The following is an 18,720-nucleotide window of genomic DNA, read 5'->3' as shown; positions in this document are numbered from 1 at the left end:
TGGTTATTTAATGGTTCGCCTTGTCCATGCACCATGATTGTCGGCCTTTTTACGCCGAGAGGCGAAACGGCGCTGCATTGACATCGTGAACAGGACGCAGCACGCAGCCCGCATGGCAAAGGAAACCCGCGCCACTCGGGCGCTGAGCAAGGCCGGCATCGCCTTCACCATCCATCTCTACGATTATGATCCGGCTGCCGCCCATATCGGCTTGCAGGCCGCCGAGGCGTTGGGTGAGCCACCCGAGCGCGTCTTCAAGACACTCATGACGCTGGTGGATGGCAAGCCGGCCTGCGCCATCGTCCCGGCGAGCAGCGAAGTGGCGATGAAGAAGTTTGCAGTAGCCCTCTCCGCCAAGAGCGCTGCGATGATGAAGCCGGCCGATGCCGAGCGCCTGAGCGGCTACAAGGTGGGCGGCATCAGCCCTTTTGGACAGATGAAGCCGATCCGCGCGGTGATCGACGAGAGCGCTTTGGCCCAGCCGCACATCTATCTGAATGGCGGCCAGCGCGGCCTGCAACTGTGCATGGCGCCAGATCAGGCGATCGCCGCACTTGGCGCGACGGTTGCGGCCATCACCGCCTAACGCGCAGGATCAGGCGAGATCGCCTTGCGTGGGCACTGATGGGCCACGCGGCTTCCATCGCGACATGGTGAGGGTGAAGCAGGAGCCCCCATTGACCGTGCGGTAGGTCGCCGCGCCGCCATGCGCCTCGGCAATGCCCCGCACCACGGAGAGGCCAAGACCGCTGCCTTTCGCCGCTCCGCCCTGCTCCATATAGCGACGGAACGGATCGAAGGCATGGCGGGCGAACTCCTCCGTCATCCCGGGGCCCTCGTCGGTCACGCTCAGGAGCACGCTGGACGAGGAGATGCGCAGCGTCACGGCCAATTGACCGGGATCGGCATGGCGATGGGCATTCTCGAGCAGCGCCATCAGGGCCTGTCGAATACGTGCGGTATCGACATAGCATAGGCCGCGATCGAAGACGGTGACGATGCGGAAGCCCGCGGTCTCCAGCTCGGGCTGCATCAGCCGGACGACCGTCTCCATTTCTTCGGCGAGATCGACCTGCTGGAAGCGCATGTCCAGCCGGCCGCCTTCCATGAGGCTCACCGTGCGTAGATCCTCGATCAAGCGGGTCAGGGCATTCACTTGCGTGACGAGCGAGCGCAGCAGCGGCGGATCGGGCGCAAACACCCCGTCGGCGAGGCCCTGGAGACGCCCGGAGAGGATCGTCACCGGGGTGCGCAGTTCATGCGCGATGGTCGCGTTCCAACGGCGGACGGCCTCTCCCGCCTGCTCCAGCCGGTCGGCCAGCAGATTGAAGTCCTCCACCAGCATCGTGGCCTCGGTCGGCGCCCGATCATCGCTGCGCGCACGGACCTTGATATTGCCATCCGCAATGATCCGGGCGGTCTGCGCAACCGAAACCAGTGGCTGAACGATCCGCCGGGCCAGCCGCGTCGCCACCAGCACGGCAATGCCGGTGGAGACGACGCAAAACAGCCCGATGAGCAGCCATTCGATGCCGTGCGGGCGCCAGTCGTCCGTCAGCGGAAACAGCATATGCGGCGCCACACGGATGATAACGCCATAAAAGATATAGAGGCCGATGATCGTGATCAGCACGGAAGCGACCGTGGAGATCACCGTGGACAACACGATCTGCCGCCCCAGACCGCCTGCCGGCTTCTTCACGAAATATCTGCCAGACGAAAGCCCACGCCGCGCACATTGTTGATGAAGCCGTGGGCGCCGGCATCCTCCAGCTTGCGCCGCAGCTTGCTCAAATGCGTATCCACTGTCCGGTCGAGCGCATCGCCGCCCGGCAGGCAGGCATCGACCAGCTCGCCACGCGAGAACGCCCGCCGGGGCGCGCGCGCCATGTGCGCAAGAATGCGGAACTCGGTGAGGGTGAGGGACAGGCTCACGCGCTGCGGATCGTCCCCGATGATCACGCTGGCCAGATGGCTGTCCATATCGATTTCGATCGGCCCCACTCGCAAGGTGGAGCCCCGGCTGCCACCCGACCGGCGTAGCACGGCGCGCGCCCTTGCGGCCACCTCCAGCGCATTGAACGGCTTGACGACATAATCGTCCGCTCCGATGCGCAGCGCCTGCAGCTTGTCGATATCCTGATCAAGCGCAGTCAGCATGATCACGGGGGTCGAGCCACGACGCCGCAACTCGGCCAGCACGTCCCAACCATTGAGCCGCGGCATTTGCACATCGAGCATCACGAGGTCCGGCTTGAGGGCAAGGTGCAATTCCAGCGCGGTGCGCCCGTCAGCGGCACGAACCGTCCGGAAGCCTTCCCGCTCCAGATAGGCGGCGATGACATCGGCGATTTCCGGTTCGTCTTCCGCGACCAGCACGAGCGCGTTTTCGGCATCCATAGCATATCCTTCTGCCTTCAAGCCGTTACCGCAGTTCCAAACGGGGGGCCACCGGCCTCCACAATTTCTCTACACTTGACCAACACTGCCTCGACAAGCCAGTCCCAAAGGGCCAGCGCGGACAAGCAAAAATCAAGAGTCGGACATGATGACAAAATGCCCCCCCAGGCGCTCCGGCGCCTATATCGTTATCGCGTCGATGGCGCTTGTATTGTCCGCCTGCTCAGGAGGTGAGACCCCATCCTCGCCTCCGCCGCCAGAGGTATCGGTCGTGAAGGTCTCCCCCTCGCGCGTCGACGTGGCGGACGAACTGCCGGGCCGGGTGATGGCCTTCCGTGTGGCGGAAATCCGCCCGCAGGTGAATGGCGTCATCCAGCGCCGGCTGTTCGAGCAGGGCTCCGAAGTGCGGGCCGGCCAGCCCCTGTTCCAGATCGATGCGACCCCGTTCCGGGCGGATACGCAGAGCGCCGCGGCCGCCGTGCAGCGCGCGCAGGCCGCTTTGAACCGCGCCCGCATCCAGGCCGAGCGCCTGGCGCCGCTGGTGAAGGTCGATGCGATCAGCGGACAGGCCTATGACGATGCCGTCGCCGCGCGCGACCAGGCCGCTGCCGATCTTGCCCAGAGCCGCGCCACGCTGGCACGCCAGCAGGTCGATCTCGGCTTCGCCACGATCCGCTCGCCAATCAGTGGCCGGATCGACCAGTCCATGGTGACCGAGGGCGCCCTCGCCGCCGTCGGCGGCGCAGAACCGCTCGCCACCGTCCAACAGATTGACCGCGTCTATGTGGACGTGCGTCAGCCGGCCGCCCGCCTCGAAACGCTGCGCGAGGCGGCGCGTGCCGGCAATTCCGCCCAGGGCGCGCCCGTGGAGATCCTCTCGTCCGAGGGCAAGCCCTATGCGGCGACCGGACGCCTGCTCTTCTCCGGCATCAGCGTCGATCCCGGCACGGGCGAAGTGATCGCCCGGGTCGAGGTGCCCAATCCCACGCGGGCGCTGCTGCCCGGCATGTTCGTGCGTGCGCGTCTGCCCCGCATGGTCCTTCCCAATGCGCTGACCCTGCCACAACAGGCCGTGCTGCGCGATCCCGCCGGTCAGGCCAGCGTCCGGATCGTCGGGAAAGACGGCAAGGTCGAGCTGCGGCCGGTGCAGACCGGGGATGTGCGCGACGGAAACGTCCTGATCACGCAGGGCATCAAGGCTGGTGAAACCGTGATTGTCGAAGGCCAGGACCGGGTCCAGCCCGGCGCCACCGTTTCGGCCAAGCCATGGCGCCCTGCCGCCGCCGCCAAGCCCGCCGCGCCCGCGGCCGCGCGCTGAAGACGAAAGCGAACCCATGCCCCGTTTCTTCATCGATCGGCCCGTTTTCGCCTGGGTGGTCGCCATCGCGATCATCCTTGCGGGCGTCATCGCCATCCCGCGCCTGTCGCTGGAGCGCTATCCGAGCATCGCGCCGCCAAGCGTCGAGATCACGGCGACCTATCCCGGTGCCACGCCGCAGACGCTGAATGACAGCGTCGTCAGCCTGATCGAGCGCGAACTCTCAAGCGTGCGCAACCTGCTGTACTTCGAAAGCTCGACGGATACGTCCGGTCAGGCCACGATCACCGCCACCTTCCAGCCGGGGACCAACCCGGAACTGGCGCAGGTCGACGTGCAGAACCGGCTCAAGGCCGCCGAGCCGCGCCTGCCGCAGATCGTCCGCCAGCTCGGCATCCAGGTCGATTCCGCCAATCGCAACTTCCTCAATCTGGTGAGCCTGGAATCGTCCAACGGCCAGCAGAACCTCGAGGAACTGTCGGATTATGCCGCGCGCTATGTTGTCGAGGAGCTCAAGCGCCTCCCCGGCGTCGGCCGTGTCCAGCTGTTCGGCGCCGAGCGCGCGATGCGCATCTGGGTCGATCCAGCAAAGCTGGCGTCCTACGACATTGCGATGAGCGATATCACGGCGGCGATTGCGGCGCAGAACACACCGGTTTCGCCCGGCGTGCTGGGCGGCGAGCCGATTGCCGAAGGCCAGCGCGTCAAGGTTCCGATCACCGTCGAGGGCCAACTGAAAACCCCCGAGCAGTTCCGCGAGATCGTGCTGCGCGCCGGGACCGACGGCTCCGCCCTCAAGCTGGGCGATGTCGCCCGCGTCGACCTTGGTTCCGCGTCCTACTGGTTCCAGACTCGCCTCAATGGCAAGCCCGTCGCCTTGATGGCCATCCAGCTCGCGCCCGGCGCCAATGCGGTCTCCACCTCCGCCCGCGTGCATGAGCGCATGGTCGAGTTGGCGCGGGCCATGCCCAGCGGCATGTCATACCGCATTCCGTTCGACACCGCGCCTTATGTGAAGATCTCGATCGAGAAGGTCATCGAGACGCTGGTCGAGGCGATGGTGCTCGTCTTCCTGGTGATGTTCGTCTTCCTCCAGAAGTTCCGCTACACCATCATTCCCGCCGTCGTCGCGCCGATCGCCCTGCTCGGCACCTGCGCGGTGATGATGCTGGCCGGCTATTCCGTAAACGTGCTGACTATGTTCGGCATGGTCCTCGCCATCGGCATCATCGTCGACGACGCCATCGTGGTGGTCGAGAATGTCGAGCGCATCATGGCCGAGGAAGGGCTGCCGCCCAAGGAAGCCACACGCAAGGCCATGGGCGAGATCACGGGCGCGATCATCGGCATCAGCCTCGTCCTCACCGCCGTGTTCGTGCCAATGGCATTCTACAGCGGCTCGGTCGGCGCGATCTACCGGCAGTTCACCATCTCCATGGCGGTCTCCATCCTGTTCTCGGCCTTCCTTGCCCTGAGCCTGACGCCAGCGCTCTGTGCGACATTGCTCAAGCCGGTCACTGGCCATGAAACCAAGAAGGGCTTCTTCGGCTGGTTCGACCGCAAGTTCGACACGATGACGCACGGCTACCACAATTGGGTGACGCGCGCCCTGAAGCGCAGCGCGCGGATGATGGCGAGCTTCGCGGTTATCGTGGTGCTGATGATCGTCGGCTATACAAACCTGCCATCCTCGTTCCTGCCCGATGAAGACCAGGGCTATTTCATGACCGTCTTCCAGCTCCCCTCGGACGCGACGTCCGGCCGGACGCTGGAAGCGCTGGAAGTCTTCGAGAAGCACACCGCGCAGCGCGCCGGCATCGCCGATACCATCTCTGTGCTGGGCTGGGGCTTCTCCGGCGCGGGCGCCAATGTCGGCCTTGGCTTCACGATGCTCAAGGATTGGAGCGAGCGTGACGGCGCGACCGCATTTGGCGAGGCCGGCGCGGCAAATCAGGCCACCGGTGCCGGCGTGCGCGAAGGGCTCGTGATGAGCCTCATCCCGCCCTCCATCGATGGCCTCGGTACCACCGGCGGCTTCTCCGCGCGCCTTGAGGACCGCTCGGGCCGTGGGTTCGATGCCCTGATGGCCGCGCAGTTCCAACTGCTCGGCATGGCCGCGAAAAACCCGGCCCTTGCCGGCGTCTATCCGGAAGGCTTGATGCCCGGCACCAGCGTCGAGATGGTGATCGACCGCCAGAAGGCGCAGGCCATGGGCGTGCCCTTCGAGTCCATCACCTCCACGCTGAGCGGGGCCATGGGCTCGGCCTATGTCAACGACTTCCCCAATAATGGCCGCATGCAGCAGGTCATCGTGCAGGCGGATGCCCCCTTCCGCATGAACCTTGAGGATGTGCTCAAGCTGTATGTCCGAAACGCGGCCGGAAACACGGTCCCGCTCTCGGAGCTGGTCACGCCGCGCTGGGAGACCATGCCGCTGCAGCTGGTGCGCTATAATGGCTATCCCGCCATGCGCATTGCCGGCCAGCCCGCGCCCGGCCACTCCAGCGGCGAGGCCATGGCGGAGATGGAGCGCCTTGCGAGCCAGCTACCGCCCGGCTTCGCCATCGAATGGACCGGTCAGTCGCTTCAGGAAGTGCTCGCCGGCAATCAGGCGATCCTGTTGCTGGGCCTCTCGATGCTGGTCGTCTTCCTGGTGCTGGCTGCGCTGTACGAAAGCTGGGCAATCCCGGCGGCGGTGATGCTGGTCGTCCCGCTCGGCGTGCTCGGCGCTGTGCTGGCGGTCACCCTGCGCAGCATGCCCAATGATGTGTTCTTCAACGTGGGCCTGATCACGATCATCGGCCTCAGCGCCAAGAACGCGATCCTGATCGTGGAGTTTGCCAAGCACGCTTATGATAACGGCATGTCTGCCGTCGACGCCGCTTTGCACGCCGCGCGCCTGCGCTTGCGGCCGATCCTGATGACCAGCTTCGCCTTCACGCTTGGCGTCGTTCCGCTGATGCTGGCGGGCGGTGCGAGCAAGGAAACCCAGCGGGCCATCGGCACCGGCGTCTTCGGCGGCATGATCAGTGCCACCATTCTCGCGATCTTCTTCGTCCCCGTCTTCTTCGTGGTGGTGATGAAGCTGGTTGAGCGGCAAAAGCGCAAGAAGCATGTCGATGGTTCATCGCAGACGCCCGCCGCCTACCCCGCATCGGAGAATTGAGATGCGTAAATTTGCCCTCGCGGCGCTGCTGCTGACCAGCGCCTGCTCGATGAACCCGCGGCTGGAAACACCGCCTGCCCCGGTTGCGCCGGTCTACCCGCTCGCCTCTCCCGAAGAGGCAGCCAGTGCCGCGGCACTGGACTGGCGCGAGATGTTTGGCGATCCGCGCTTGCAGCGGCTCATCGAGCTGGCGCTGGAGAATAATCGCGATCTGCGCGTCGCCACGCTCAACGTCGAGGCTGCCCGCGCGCAGTTCCGCGTCGCAAGGGGCGCGCAACTGCCGACGCTGGATGCCAGCGCGGCTTATTCCCGGCAACGTGTCTCTGCGGCAACGTCCCAAACCGGCGCTGGGGCGGAGTTCAGCCAGTTCTCCGCCAATGCCGCGCTGACCAGCTTTGAGATCGATCTGTTCGGTCGCCTCCGCTCGCAGAGCGAGGCCGCATTCGAGCGCTATCTCGCCACCGACGAAGGCCGCCGTGCCGCGCGCATCGCGCTGATCGGGTCGATCGTCGATGCCTATCTGGCCGAACGGCTCGCCGAGGAGCAGCTTGCCCTCACCGACCGCACGCTGGGCGATTGGCAGGATTCGCTGGCGATCACTCGCCGTCTCCAGCAGGCGCGGCAGGTCAGCGGGCTGGATGTTGCGCAGGCAGAGGGACAGGTGAGCCAGGCCCAGGCCGATCAGGCGATGCGCACGCGGATGCTGGCCGAGGCGCGCAATGCGCTGCAATTGCTGGTCGGGGCGCCCCTGCCCGCCGACCTGCCCGCACCCATCGCGCTCATGGACCAGCCAATCCGCACCCAGCTGCCGGTCGGCCTGCCCTCAGCCTTGCTTGCCAGCCGGCCGGACATCCGTCAGGCCGAGCATGAACTGGTCGCCTCCGATGCCGATGTCGGCGCGGCGCGTGCTGCCTTCTTCCCGCGTATTTCGCTCACGGGTCTGTTCGGCTTCACCAGCATGGCGCTGGACAGCCTGTTCGATAGCGCAAACCGCAACTGGTCGTTCACGCCGCAGATCACCCAATCGATCTTCAACGGCGGCAGTTTGCAGGGCCAGCTCGATCTGGCGAAGGTTCGCAAGTCGATCGCCATCGCAAACTACGAAAAGGCCATTCAGTCAGCGTTCCGCGAGGTCGCAGACGGGCTGGCCGGGCGGGAGACCTATACCCACCAGATCGAAGCCCAGCGGGGCGTGGCCCAGTCGGCCGCGCGGCGTGCCGAGCTTTCCCGCCTGCGCTATCAGGCCGGGGTCGATGCCCGGCTGGAACTGCTCGACGCGCAGCGTAGCGATTATGCTGCGCGGCTCGCGCTGCTGGAATTGCGGCGTCAGGAGCTCTCCAGTGCCGCCGGCCTCTACCGTGCACTGGGCGGGGGCGATGAGCCGACCGCGCCGACTGCCAGTCAGCCGACGCCGCCGAACTCCCAGTGACCATAGGCTTTCCCTCGCAGCAGTGAGGGCACCTGTGACGCCGGAACCGGCTTACTGAACAAGAAGCCCTGCCCCAGCGTGCAGCCCCGCGCGCGGAGATAGCGGGCCTGCGCGATGGTTTCGACGCCTTCCGCGACCGTCTGCATCCCCAGGCGCCGGGCCATCTGCAACACGGCGTCGATAACGGCCGTCGCGCCGGGGGTGCTGTCCTCGATCCGGTCGATGAACGACTTGTCAATCTTGATCACGTCGACCGGAAATTGCTGGAGATGGCTGAGCGAAGCATAGCCCGTGCCGAAATCATCCAGTGCGACCATCACTCCAAGGCCGCGCAGCTCCTCGAGCATCCGCGCGACTTCTGGCCCCAATTGCCCGATGAGCACAGTCTCCGTCACTTCGATGTCGATCTGGGCCAGACCCTGCCGATGGGCCCGGGCGGCATCTTCCAGACGGGCCGGCAAACTCGGCGCGCGAAAGTCGCCCGCGGACACGTTGACCGCGATCCGCCCCGGCTCCAGCCCATCGGCCCGCCAGCGCGCAATGTCCGCAAAGATGCCGCAGATCATCCGGTCGGTCAGCCGCACCGACATTTCGGCATCCGAGAACGCCGCCTCGATGGCCGCAGGCGGCAGAACCTGGCTGTTCTCGGCCACCCGCAACAGCGCTTCCCAGCCGTCGATCTGCCCGGTCTGGAGGTTCACCTTGGGTTGGTAGAACGGCACGATGCGGTCCTCGTCCAACCCTGCGCGCGCCATGACGAGCATGCGGGTTCGCCTCTCGGATGCTACCTTGAGGGACGGGGAGAACTCCCGGACGGAGCCGGGCATGTCGGCCTTGGCTGCATAGAGAGCAAGGTCAGCCGCGATCAGGAGGTCCCCGGGCTCAAAGCCATCGCGCGGCCAGACAGCGACACCGACGGAAAAGCTGACCGGAATGCGCAGTTCTTCGATCTGCACCGGCACTTCAAAGCAGCGCTTCAAGGCGTCCGCTACCGGGCGATATTCGTCCGCCGCAGACAGGCCAGGCAAGATGATTGCAAACTCGTCGCCGCCCAGCCGAGCCGCTGTCGCCCCCTCGGGGATACAGGAGGACAGGCGCCGAGCGACCTCCACCAACACCCGGTCGCCTGCGGCATGGCCGAGCGAATCGTTCATTTCCTTGAATCCATTGAGATCCAGGATCATGAGCGCCACCGGATCACCGGAATCACATGCCGCGTCGATCGCGGCCTGAATACGAACGCCGAAGAGCGCCCGGTTCGGAAGCCTAGTGAGATGGTCGTGATACGCGGCCCAATTCAGTTCGGCCTGGGCCTGCTTCTGCTTGGTGATATCCAGTATCGATCCGACAAGCCGGACTGCTACGCCCTTGTCGCCGCGCACGATGACACTTCGCGCCTTGGTATCGATGAACGTCCCTTTGGCCGTGCGAAACCGAAACTCCTCGAGCCAGAACTTCTGGCCACTCTCCAGGGCCCGCCTCTGGTTGGCGAGGACCCGCTCCCGGTCATCGGGGTGAATACGCTCGATCCACCAATCGAAATGCGTGGCTTGATCCAGTTCCGGATAGCCCAGGACTTTTTTGTACGCCCCGCTCCAGGTCGTGATGCCGGTTGGCAGGGAGCAGTCCCATATGACGTCGTTCCCAGCTTCCGCCGCCAGGCGGTAGCGCTCCTCGCTCTGCCTGAGCGCGGTTTCGGCGATCACATGGTCGTGGATGTCTTCCAGCGTGCCATACCAGGCGAGGACTTTGCCATCTTCACCCCGGTGAGGCCGTGCGCGCGCCCGGTACCAGCGGTACATCCCGTTCGCCATGCGAATGCGATAGCGGACATCGGCGGCATCCGACTGATTTTTGACAACGTCCGCCCATAAGGCCTGAACGGTCGGAAGGTCATCAGGATGAACGGCCTGCGTCCATCCATATCCTAGCCCGGCCTCTAGATCGAGGCCCACCTGTTCAGCCCAAAGTGGGCCAATTTCGGTGATGCGTCCATCCGCATCGGCCATCCAGGCGATCTGGGGATTGAGCTCGACATAGGCGCGATGATGCGCTTGCACATGGGCTAGTTCATCGAGCGCCTCGGCAAGCTGGCCGTCATCCGCCGATGCCGCACTGCCACCCATCAATCCACGCCAGGCCAGAACAAGGGCGGTCATGAAGAGCAGACTGGCCACGCCTTCGACGATGATACGATCCATGTCAGGCCCGGTAGTCGTTCCGGCACGCGCACCCAAGGCCGCAACCCCTGTCAGCAGGATCGCTGAAAAGGAAACGCCTGTCACCAGCCCCGCCATCACAAGCCAGGCCCGACGTATGCTCTGCGATTTCATGTTGAACGTATGACCGAGAATGGCCGTGGCCGTTAAAATGCCAGACCCGCAAATCGCCACAATGATCAGCATGCCCCGAATCTGCTGATCAACCACGACCAGATGGTAAAAGCTCTCCACGCCGTCCAATCGTCTCTGAGTTTAGGAGAGTGCTAAGCGTTCAAAGGTTAGTAAAACGTTGCCACAGGACGAAACGAACGGGCTATCGTCAGATCGATCAAATGGTGCTCACAAACCAGGAAAGATGACGCAAAGAAAAATCGCATTTTTCGGCTCGACCGACGAGCCGAATTCCGTAGCGTTTCTCGCTCAATCCCCCTGGAAGCGCGGCACCCGCTTCTCCAGAAAGGCCGCGACGCCCTCCTGAAAATCCGCGCTGTGGCCGGCCGCTGCCTGATTGGCGGCTTCGATGCCCATCGTCTCCGACAGGCTGTGATTGAGTGCGGCAGCGACCTGCTTGCGGATCATGCCGATGGCGCGGGTCGGCCCCTGCGCGAGTTTGAGGGCAAGACCGCGTGCGGTTTCGCCGAGCCTCTCGTCGTCGGTCACGCGGGCGACCAGTCCGGCGTCCTGCGCCTCCTGAGCGCTCATCGGCTCACCAAGAAGCGCCAATTCCAGCGCCTTGGCGCGCCCGGCGCTCTTCGCGACCAGCCATGTCGCGCCAGCATCGGGCACGAGCCCGATATTCACGAAGCCAAGCTGCAGATAGGCAGAGCGCGCCATCACCACGATGTCGGCGGCCAGCGCCAAGGCGACGCCAGCGCCGACAGCCGGTCCGTTGATCGCGCTCACCACCGGGATATCGAGGCCGGCCAACCGGAGGAACAGAGGATGGTAATAGGTCGCCAGGGTCTCCCCGAGATCGGCGCCGATGCCTTCGCTATCGGCCAGATCCGCGCCGGAGCAGAACGCCCTGCCCGTCCCGGTGATCAACACGGCCCGCGCACCTGCACGCACGCCCTCATCGAGCTTGCGGGTCAGGTCTGCCAGCAGGCCGGTGGAAAGGGCATTGAGCCGCTCGGGGCGGTTAAGGGCAAGGGTCAGCACCCCATCGTCCAGCGTGGACAGCACGATCTCGCTCAATCGATCCTCCCTTGCGGCGCGGTTGCCGACCGCTGTTCTGACTGGGCGCAGGCTAGCATCGTACCCGCGCGCGGCAAGCGTCGCGCCAGAGCGAGTATGGATCGGCAAACACGAGCAGCAATTTGCGGAATTGCGAAATGAGCTGGTTCCGCTACGGTGCGGGCGTCTTGAAGGACGTCCTGGTTTATCGGCACAGGCGCTAACCCGCGGATGAAAAATTTGCGGATCGTGCCCACTGTCCCGGCCAGTGCGGCGATCCCTCACCCCGACTCGTACCCCGGAGACAGTCCTTGCCACGCGGAAACAGATTGTTCGTTGGCCAGAAAGTGCGCGACCTGCGTCTGCAGAGCCGGCTCGATCAGGCGGACATGGCGCGGCTGCTGGGCATCTCCGTCTCCTATCTCTCGCAACTGGAGAATAACGACCGTCCCCTGACCGCACGGGTAAAGGCCGCGCTGGCGGCGGCCTTTCCGCTCGACTGGTCCGATTTCGATGCCCGGCCTGAGGAGCAGTTGCTCGGCGCCTTCAACTGGGCGCTCGCCAATCCCGGCCATCGCTCACCGCCTCCCGATCCCGAGCGGACCGAGCGGCTGCATGTTCAATACCCCGAATTTGCAGCGCGCTATGTCGAGTTGCATCACGCGCTCCGACAGACCGAAGGTCGGCTGGCCATGGCCGAACAGGCGCTTGGTAACGGCCTGCTGCCGGGCGCACGCGCGACTTTCGATCAGGTGAGCGATCGGCTGCGGCTGTTCGACAATTATTTCCATGATCTGGACACCGCCGCCGAGGATCTCGCCACGCAGCTCAGCATCGGCGCGCGCTCCGATGCGGAAGGCACCTTAGCGGCGCTCAGCGCGGCACTGCGCGACGAGCATGATTGCACCGTCAGTCGCGAACCACTCAAGACCACGCTGTTGCGCGCGCCCTCCCCCGATGGCCGGACCTTGCACGTCAATGATCGCCTGCCCGCCGCAAGCGTCGCCTTCCAGCTCGCCAGTCATATCGTGCATTTGCGCGAGCTGGCCGATCCCACGATGCGCGCCGTCATCGCCCAGCATCCGGTCGGCGCGCCTGCCGATGCCCTGCTGCATCACGCGCTCGTCAATTATGGCGCTGCCGCCTTGCTCATGCCTTATGGCCTGTTCCGCGAGACGGCCCGGACGCTCCGCCATGATGTGGATGCGCTGGCGGACTGGTTCGGCGTGAGCATCGAGCAGGTCGCGCATCGGCTCGCCACGCTACAGCGACCGGGCCAGCGCGGCATTCCCTTCTTCTTCTGTCGCATTGATCCGGCCGGCAACATCACCAAGCGGCATAGCGCCACGCGGCTGGACTTTGGCAGCTATGGCCCGCTCTGCCCCCGCCTGAGGCTGCACGAGGCCCCGACCCGTGCTGATTATAGCGGTGCGGAGCGCGCGGAAATGCCCGATGGCGTGCACTATATCCTGCTCGCTCGCGCCATCGCACGGCCGGACCGCCGCCACGCCATCGTGCTCGCCTGCGAACGCGACTATGCCGCCCATCTCGCCTGGGCTGACACGCTGGACCTCGCCGACGATACCGCAGTCACCCCCATCGGGCCGGGCTGTCGCCTGTGTCCGCGCGAGGGCTGCCCGCAGCGCGCCTTCCCGCCCATCGACCGCCCGATCCATGTCGAGCGGGATGGCCGGCACATCATTCCCTACAGCATCGGCTGAAGGGCGTGCCGGCCTGAACCTTCAGCGCATCAGCACCAGCTCTTCCGCCATGCTCGGATGCAGCGCGACGGTGGCGTCGAAATCGTCCTTGGTCAGGCCCGCCTTCACCGCGATAGCCGCAGCCTGCAGAATCTCGGGCGCATCCGGGCCGATCATATGGATGCCGACCACCCGCCCGGTCGTTTCCTCGCAAATCAGCTTGTAAAGGCTACGCTCGTTGCGATTGGCCAGCGTGTTCTTCATCGGCCGGAAGTCGGAGGTGTAGACCTTGACCGCGCCCAGCGTGTTGCGTGCCTCGCCCTCGGTCATGCCGACCGCGCCGATCGGCGGATGGCTGAATACGGCGGATGGAATGCAGCCATAATCCACCGTCCGCGGATTGCCGCCGAACACGGTGTCGGCAAAGGCATGGCCTTCCCGGATCGCAACCGGGGTGAGCTGCACCCGGTCGGTCACGTCGCCAACTGCGTAGATGCTCTCGACGTTGGTGCGGCTATATTCGTCGACCTTGATCGCGCCCTTCACCGTTTCCACGCCAACCTTGTCCAGGCCCAGCCCGTCGATCTTGGGATTGCGGCCGGTGGCGAACAGCACCAGATCGGTCTCGATCGGATCGCCACCCTCGATGAAGACCTTGAGGGAGCCATCCTCCTGCTTCTCGATCTTTTCCAGCGGGGCGTTGAAGCGGAAGTTGATGCCCTTGGCCATGCTGATCTGCAGCAGCCGGTCGCGAATTTGCTCGTCATAGCCGCGCAGGATCTGGTCGCCGCGCAGCACCACCGTGACCTGACAGGCGAACTCCTGGAAAATGCCGGCGAACTCGTTGGCGATATAACCACCGCCGAAGATCGCGACGCGCTTGGGCATCTTTTCCAGATGGAAGACCTCGTTGGAGGTGATCCCCAGCTCCGCGCCGGGCACATCGGGCACATTCGGCCAGGCGCCGACCGCGATGAGGATGACCTTGGCGGTCACCAGCTTGCCGCTGGCCAGCCGCACCTCATGAGGCCCCTCCACCGTTGCGCGCTCATGGAAGGTCGCCACTTTGTTATTGTCGAGCGTCTGCTGATAGAGCCCTTCGAGCCGGGAAACCTCCCCGATCACATTGTCGCGCAGGGTCGGCCAGTCGAAGCGGCAGTCGGAAATATCCCAACCGAAACGGCGGGCGTCCTTGATGTCCTCGGCGAAATGCGCGCCGTAGACGAGCAGCTTCTTGGGCACGCAGCCCCGGATCACGCATGTCCCCCCGACCTTGTGCTCCTCCGCCACGGCGACCTTGGCACCATGCGCCGCTGCAATGCGCGATGCCCGCACGCCGCCTGATCCGGCGCCGATTACGAACAGGTCGAAGTCATAGTCGCTCATCAGGGGAGATCCTCGGATTATCTTGATCGTGTCCGCGCATATGGGCGTGAGCGCACCGCGCGCAAAGCAATTTTGCGAGGGGCGCCACCAGATTCGCTACGTCTTCCGGCGCCGCGCAACGCTGTGAGTGGACGGAAAGGCGCCGCGCACGGGGCAATTACGCCCGCTATCGCTAGCCTCTTGTCACGCCCCGCCCTAGGCTCTAGGGCATCTCCAGATTGAAGACCAAAGTAAAGCAAAGGACCTCTCATGAGTGAGACCGCGGATCGCGTGAAGAAGATCGTCGTCGAGCACCTCGGCGTCGAGGCGGACAAGGTGACCGAAGACGCGAGCTTCATCGACGATCTGGGCGCTGACAGCCTCGACATCGTCGAGCTCGTCATGGCTTTTGAGGAAGAGTTCGGCGTCGAAATCCCCGACGATGCAGCCGAGAAGATCGCCACCGTCAAGGACGCGATCGATTTCATCGACGGCAAGCAGTAAGATAGCGGGAGCCCGGTTCGCGGCCTCGTCGCGGACATGCACCGGCCAGTGAATACACATGGATACGGCTCTCCGGTTGCGGGTTTGACTCGCCATGGGAGGGCCGTTCGTGTTTGATCAGCGCCTGGCGTTCCGGGCAACTGGCCGGGTGACTGGATCAGGAGAGTGATATGCGTCGTGTCGTCGTAACAGGTCTCGGCATGGTTTCGCCCCTTGGCGGCGACGTGGAGACAAGCTGGAAGAACATCATTGCCAGCCGGTCGGGCGCGGAAACGATCACCCGTTTCGACGCGACCGATTTCCACACCAATTACGCCTGCGAAGTGAAGGCCCCGGATCATGAATTCGGCTTCGACCCGAACAAGCGCGTGGACCACAAGGTCCAGCGTCAGGTCGATCCGTTCATCGTCTATGGCATCGACGCGGCCGGCCAGGCCATAGAAGATGCCGGCCTGACCGAGATGAGCGAAGCCGAGCGTCTGCGCACCGGCTGTTCGATCGGCTCGGGCATTGGCGGTCTGCCGGGCATCGAGAGCGAATCGCTGGTGCTGGAGCATAAGGGGCCCAAGCGGGTCTCGCCCCACTTCGTCCACGGTCGCCTGATCAACCTGATCTCCGGTCAGGTCTCAATCAAATACGGCCTGATGGGCCCTAATCACGCCGTCGTTACGGCCTGCGCGACGGGCGTTCACTCAATTGGCGACGCTGCGCGCATGATCGCGCTCGATGATGCCGATGTGATGCTCGCTGGCGGCGCGGAAAGCGCCATCTGCCCCATCGGTATTGCTGGTTTCGGTCAGGCGCGCGCGCTGTCGACCGAATTTCGCGACGAACCCTGGCGCGCCAGCCGCCCGTGGGATCAGGCCCGCGACGGCTTTGTCATGGGTGAAGGGGCCGGCGTGGTCGTGCTCGAGGAATATGAGCACGCCAAGGCGCGCGGCGCGAAAATCTATGCGGAAATCGTTGGCTACGGCCTCTCGGGCGACGCCTATCATGTGACGGCACCTCATCCGGAAGGCTCAGGCGCCTATCGTGCGATGGAAATGGCCATGCGCAGGTCCGGGCTTTCGCTTGCCGACATCGACTATGTGAACGCCCACGGCACCTCCACCCCGCTCGGCGACGAGCTGGAGCTTGGCGCGGTGCGGCGGCTGTTCGGCCCGGCGCTGGAGACGATGTCGATGTCGTCCACCAAGTCGGCCATCGGGCATCTGCTCGGCGGTGCCGGCGCGGTCGAGACGATCTTCTGCATCCTGGCGATGCGCGACCAGATCGTGCCGCCCACGCTCAACCTGGATGATCCCAGCGACAGCTGCCAGGGTGTCGACCTCGTTCCGCACACGGCAAAGCAGCGGAAGGTCAAGGCCGTGCTCAACAACAGCTTCGGCTTTGGCGGCACCAACGCCAGCCTTGTGCTCAAGGCTCTCTGACGGCCGCAATGCGCCGCATCGTCCTCACGGTCGCTGCTCTGCTGCTGGCCGGATTGGCCGTTGCGGCGCTTCTCTTCGTCCATGGCTGGTCGAGGCCCGGCCCGCTTGAGGCCGATGCGACGATCATCGTTCCCGAAGGCGCGACACTGCGCAAGGCGGCCGACGAGCTGGAGGCGCAAGGCGCCATCGGTTCCGCCACCGCCTTCCTTGCCCGCGCGCGGTTGCTGGGCGGCGATGGATCGATCAAGGCGGGCGAATATCGCATTCCCCGGCGGGCGAGCAGCGCCGACATTCTGGGCATCCTGCAGAGCGGCAAGACTCTCGTCCACCTCGTCACCATCCCTGAAGGCATGCCCTCCATCCTGGTGCATGAGCGGCTGATGGCCAATACCGAGCTGACCGGAGACATTCCCGTGCCCGAGGAAGGCTCGGTAATGCCGGACAGCTATGGCTACCAGAAGGGCGAGACACGCGCGGCGGTGCTTGGGCGGATGCAGGCCGCGATGACGAGCTTCGTTGCCGCGCAGTGGCCCAAGCGCTCGGCTGCAACGCCAGTCAAGACACCTGAGCAGGCCGTCACCCTGGCCAGCATCGTGGAGAAGGAAACCTCCATCCCCGCCGAGCGGCCGACGGTGGCCGGTGTCTACGCCAATCGCCTGCGCGAGGGTATGATGCTGCAGGCCGACCCCACGATCATCTACCCGATCACCAAGGGTAAGCCGCTTGGCCGCCGCATCCTCCAGTTGGAGATCCGCGCGGTGAACGACTACAATACCTACGCAATGATCGGCCTGCCCAAGGGGCCGATCGCCAATCCGGGACGCAGTTCCATCGAGGCCGTGCTGCGGCCGGCGGCAACGAACGCGCGCTACTTCGTGGCTGATGGCAAGGGCGGGCATATCTTCGCGGAGACGCTGGCCGAGCATAATACGAATGTGCGCAAATGGTATGACATCCGCCGTCAACGCGGCGAAATGTGAGCCTCACTCAGCGCAGCAGACCTCTGCCGCGCAACCGCAGCGCATAGCCCAGTTGCAGCAGCGCAATCAGCACGATGAAGGCCGGGAACAGCGCCGCACTCGCGCCCTTGACCGCCAGCAGATCGGTGCCGAGGAAGGAGTAGCTGAACTGGACCAATATGGCGATCAGCGCGATGAGCGAGAACCAGACGGCGGCGGCGCGCCGTGCCAGAAGGGCAACGGCGCCGGCAAACGCGGCGGCAACGGCCACGCCGTAGCTCAGCCAGGCCCAGCGCGGCATATTCGCCCAGATCTCCGCCTGATATGGATCGGCCATCGCCAGCTCTTCGAGATTGGCGGTCGATTGAACAATGAAGGCGGCAATGCCGATCAGGGTCCATATCAGAAACAGAATAGCCGGAATCCGCGACCTGCTCCGGCCGCGATGGTCCCCCACACCTGTCATCACACACCCCTTCCCCATGGCTTGTTGCACGGCCATTTTAGCCCGGTTCTGATATGACGCAAACTGTCCTCGAACTGCCCCGCGGTCCCCTCATCGTCACCGCTCAGTTGAGGAGCGCGGACCAAGCCTGGGCCGACGGGCTGCGTCAGACCCATTATCCTGCCGCTCGCAATCAGGTGCCCGCCCACATCACCTTGTTCCACCATCTCCCGCCGTCCCTGCATACCGAACTACGGACGATGCTGAAGGGACTGGTCGATCGTCCCCCACCTCCGGCCAGTCTGGGCGAGCCGTTCGGGTCAGGCGGCCTTGTCGCGCTGGCGGTGGAGAGTGACGGGCTTCTCGACATACGCGCCATGATCGCCGAGCGGTTTGAGCGGCACCTCATCCCGCAGGACCGCACACTCAAGCGCCTTCACATCACGGTCCAGAACAAGGTCGCTCCCTCCGTCGCGAAGGAGACGCTGGCGCTGTTGCGGGCACAGATCCGCCCTGCCCCTCTCGTCATCGCCGGCCTTGCGGTATGGGTTTATGAAGGCGGCCCCTGGTCTGCCCTGAGCCAGCACCGCTTTCGTCGCTGATCGTCGT

General features: G+C 64.8%; 15 protein-coding genes. 9 read left to right on the top strand and 6 right to left on the bottom strand.

The window, feature by feature from the left end; translation table 11 throughout:
* The first annotated feature begins 112 nt into the window (after positions 1-112).
* Positions 113-586 (top strand): Cys-tRNA(Pro) deacylase, encoded by a 474-nt coding sequence (gene ybaK / locus M2343_RS03335; protein ID WP_264575595.1) that lies wholly within the window; start codon positions 113-115, stop codon positions 584-586.
* 9 nt (positions 587-595) lie between these two features.
* Here the strand turns inward: ybaK and M2343_RS03330 are convergent, their stop codons facing one another.
* Both M2343_RS03330 and M2343_RS03325 read right to left on the bottom strand, forming a co-directional pair.
* Positions 596-1,702: an ATP-binding protein gene (locus M2343_RS03330; protein ID WP_264575594.1), complete on the bottom strand. Its 1,107-nt coding sequence runs from the start codon at positions 1,700-1,702 to the stop codon at positions 596-598.
* Positions 1,699-2,400 (bottom strand): response regulator transcription factor, encoded by a 702-nt coding sequence (locus M2343_RS03325; protein ID WP_264575593.1) that lies wholly within the window; start codon positions 2,398-2,400, stop codon positions 1,699-1,701. The genes M2343_RS03330 and M2343_RS03325 overlap by 4 nt, the downstream gene beginning before the upstream one ends.
* A 271-nt stretch (positions 2,401-2,671) precedes the next feature.
* On the opposite strand from M2343_RS03325, the gene M2343_RS03320 reads away from it, so the two are divergent.
* From M2343_RS03320 to M2343_RS03310, 3 genes are read left to right on the top strand one after another with little or no spacing between them, the layout of a single operon-like run.
* On the top strand, positions 2,672-3,718 hold the full coding sequence (locus tag M2343_RS03320; RefSeq protein ID WP_264575592.1) for an efflux RND transporter periplasmic adaptor subunit: 1,047 nt from the start codon (positions 2,672-2,674) through the stop codon (positions 3,716-3,718).
* Between the two features lie 16 nt (positions 3,719-3,734).
* Positions 3,735-6,884, top strand: a complete 3,150-nt coding sequence (locus tag M2343_RS03315) for an efflux RND transporter permease subunit (protein WP_264575591.1) — start codon at positions 3,735-3,737, stop codon at positions 6,882-6,884.
* 1 nt (position 6,885) lies between these two features.
* Entirely contained in the window at positions 6,886-8,313 is a 1,428-nt protein-coding gene (locus M2343_RS03310) for an efflux transporter outer membrane subunit (RefSeq protein WP_264575590.1), read from the top strand.
* Here M2343_RS03310 and M2343_RS03305 read toward each other — a convergent pair.
* The gene (locus M2343_RS03305; RefSeq protein WP_264575589.1) at positions 8,286-10,718 is read right to left on the bottom strand and encodes a putative bifunctional diguanylate cyclase/phosphodiesterase; all 2,433 of its coding nucleotides are present in this window, start codon (positions 10,716-10,718) and stop codon (positions 8,286-8,288) included. The genes M2343_RS03310 and M2343_RS03305 overlap by 28 nt on opposite strands.
* A gap of 237 nt (positions 10,719-10,955) precedes the next feature.
* Positions 10,956-11,729, bottom strand: a complete 774-nt coding sequence (locus M2343_RS03300; RefSeq protein ID WP_264575588.1) for an enoyl-CoA hydratase-related protein — start codon at positions 11,727-11,729, stop codon at positions 10,956-10,958.
* A 326-nt stretch (positions 11,730-12,055) separates the two neighbouring features.
* On the opposite strand from M2343_RS03300, the gene M2343_RS03295 reads away from it, so the two are divergent.
* A complete protein-coding gene (locus M2343_RS03295; RefSeq protein ID WP_264603859.1) occupies positions 12,056-13,429 on the top strand; it encodes a helix-turn-helix domain-containing protein in 1,374 nt (457 codons plus the stop codon).
* A gap of 21 nt (positions 13,430-13,450) precedes the next feature.
* Here the strand turns inward: M2343_RS03295 and gor are convergent, their stop codons facing one another.
* Positions 13,451-14,794: a glutathione-disulfide reductase gene (gene gor, locus M2343_RS03290; protein ID WP_264575586.1), complete on the bottom strand. Its 1,344-nt coding sequence runs from the start codon at positions 14,792-14,794 to the stop codon at positions 13,451-13,453.
* Between the two features lie 249 nt (positions 14,795-15,043).
* On the opposite strand from gor, the gene M2343_RS03285 reads away from it, so the two are divergent.
* From M2343_RS03285 to mltG, 3 genes are all read left to right on the top strand, one after another.
* Positions 15,044-15,277 (top strand): acyl carrier protein, encoded by a 234-nt coding sequence (locus M2343_RS03285; RefSeq protein WP_181559973.1) that lies wholly within the window; start codon positions 15,044-15,046, stop codon positions 15,275-15,277.
* 170 nt (positions 15,278-15,447) lie between these two features.
* Complete coding sequence (fabF, locus tag M2343_RS03280; RefSeq protein ID WP_264575585.1) at positions 15,448-16,707, top strand: beta-ketoacyl-ACP synthase II; 1,260 nt, start codon at positions 15,448-15,450, stop codon at positions 16,705-16,707.
* Between the two features lie 8 nt (positions 16,708-16,715).
* Positions 16,716-17,687: an endolytic transglycosylase MltG gene (gene mltG / locus M2343_RS03275; RefSeq protein ID WP_264575584.1), complete on the top strand. Its 972-nt coding sequence runs from the start codon at positions 16,716-16,718 to the stop codon at positions 17,685-17,687.
* Positions 17,688-17,694: 7 nt separating this feature from the next.
* Here the strand turns inward: mltG and M2343_RS03270 are convergent, their stop codons facing one another.
* Positions 17,695-18,132, bottom strand: coding sequence for a sugar transporter (locus tag M2343_RS03270; RefSeq protein ID WP_264575583.1), 438 nt, complete (start codon positions 18,130-18,132; stop codon positions 17,695-17,697).
* Between the two features lie 53 nt (positions 18,133-18,185).
* Between M2343_RS03270 and M2343_RS03265 the strand changes: the two genes are divergently transcribed.
* Entirely contained in the window at positions 18,186-18,713 is a 528-nt protein-coding gene (locus M2343_RS03265) for a 2'-5' RNA ligase family protein (protein WP_264575582.1), read from the top strand.
* Positions 18,714-18,720: the final 7 nt, after the last annotated feature.

Source organism: Sphingobium sp. B8D3B (genome assembly GCF_025961875.1).
Taxonomy (GTDB): domain Bacteria; phylum Pseudomonadota; class Alphaproteobacteria; order Sphingomonadales; family Sphingomonadaceae; genus Sphingobium.
The sequence above is the reverse complement of the archived record's forward strand: the minus strand, read 5'-3'. Positions and strand labels throughout refer to the sequence as shown.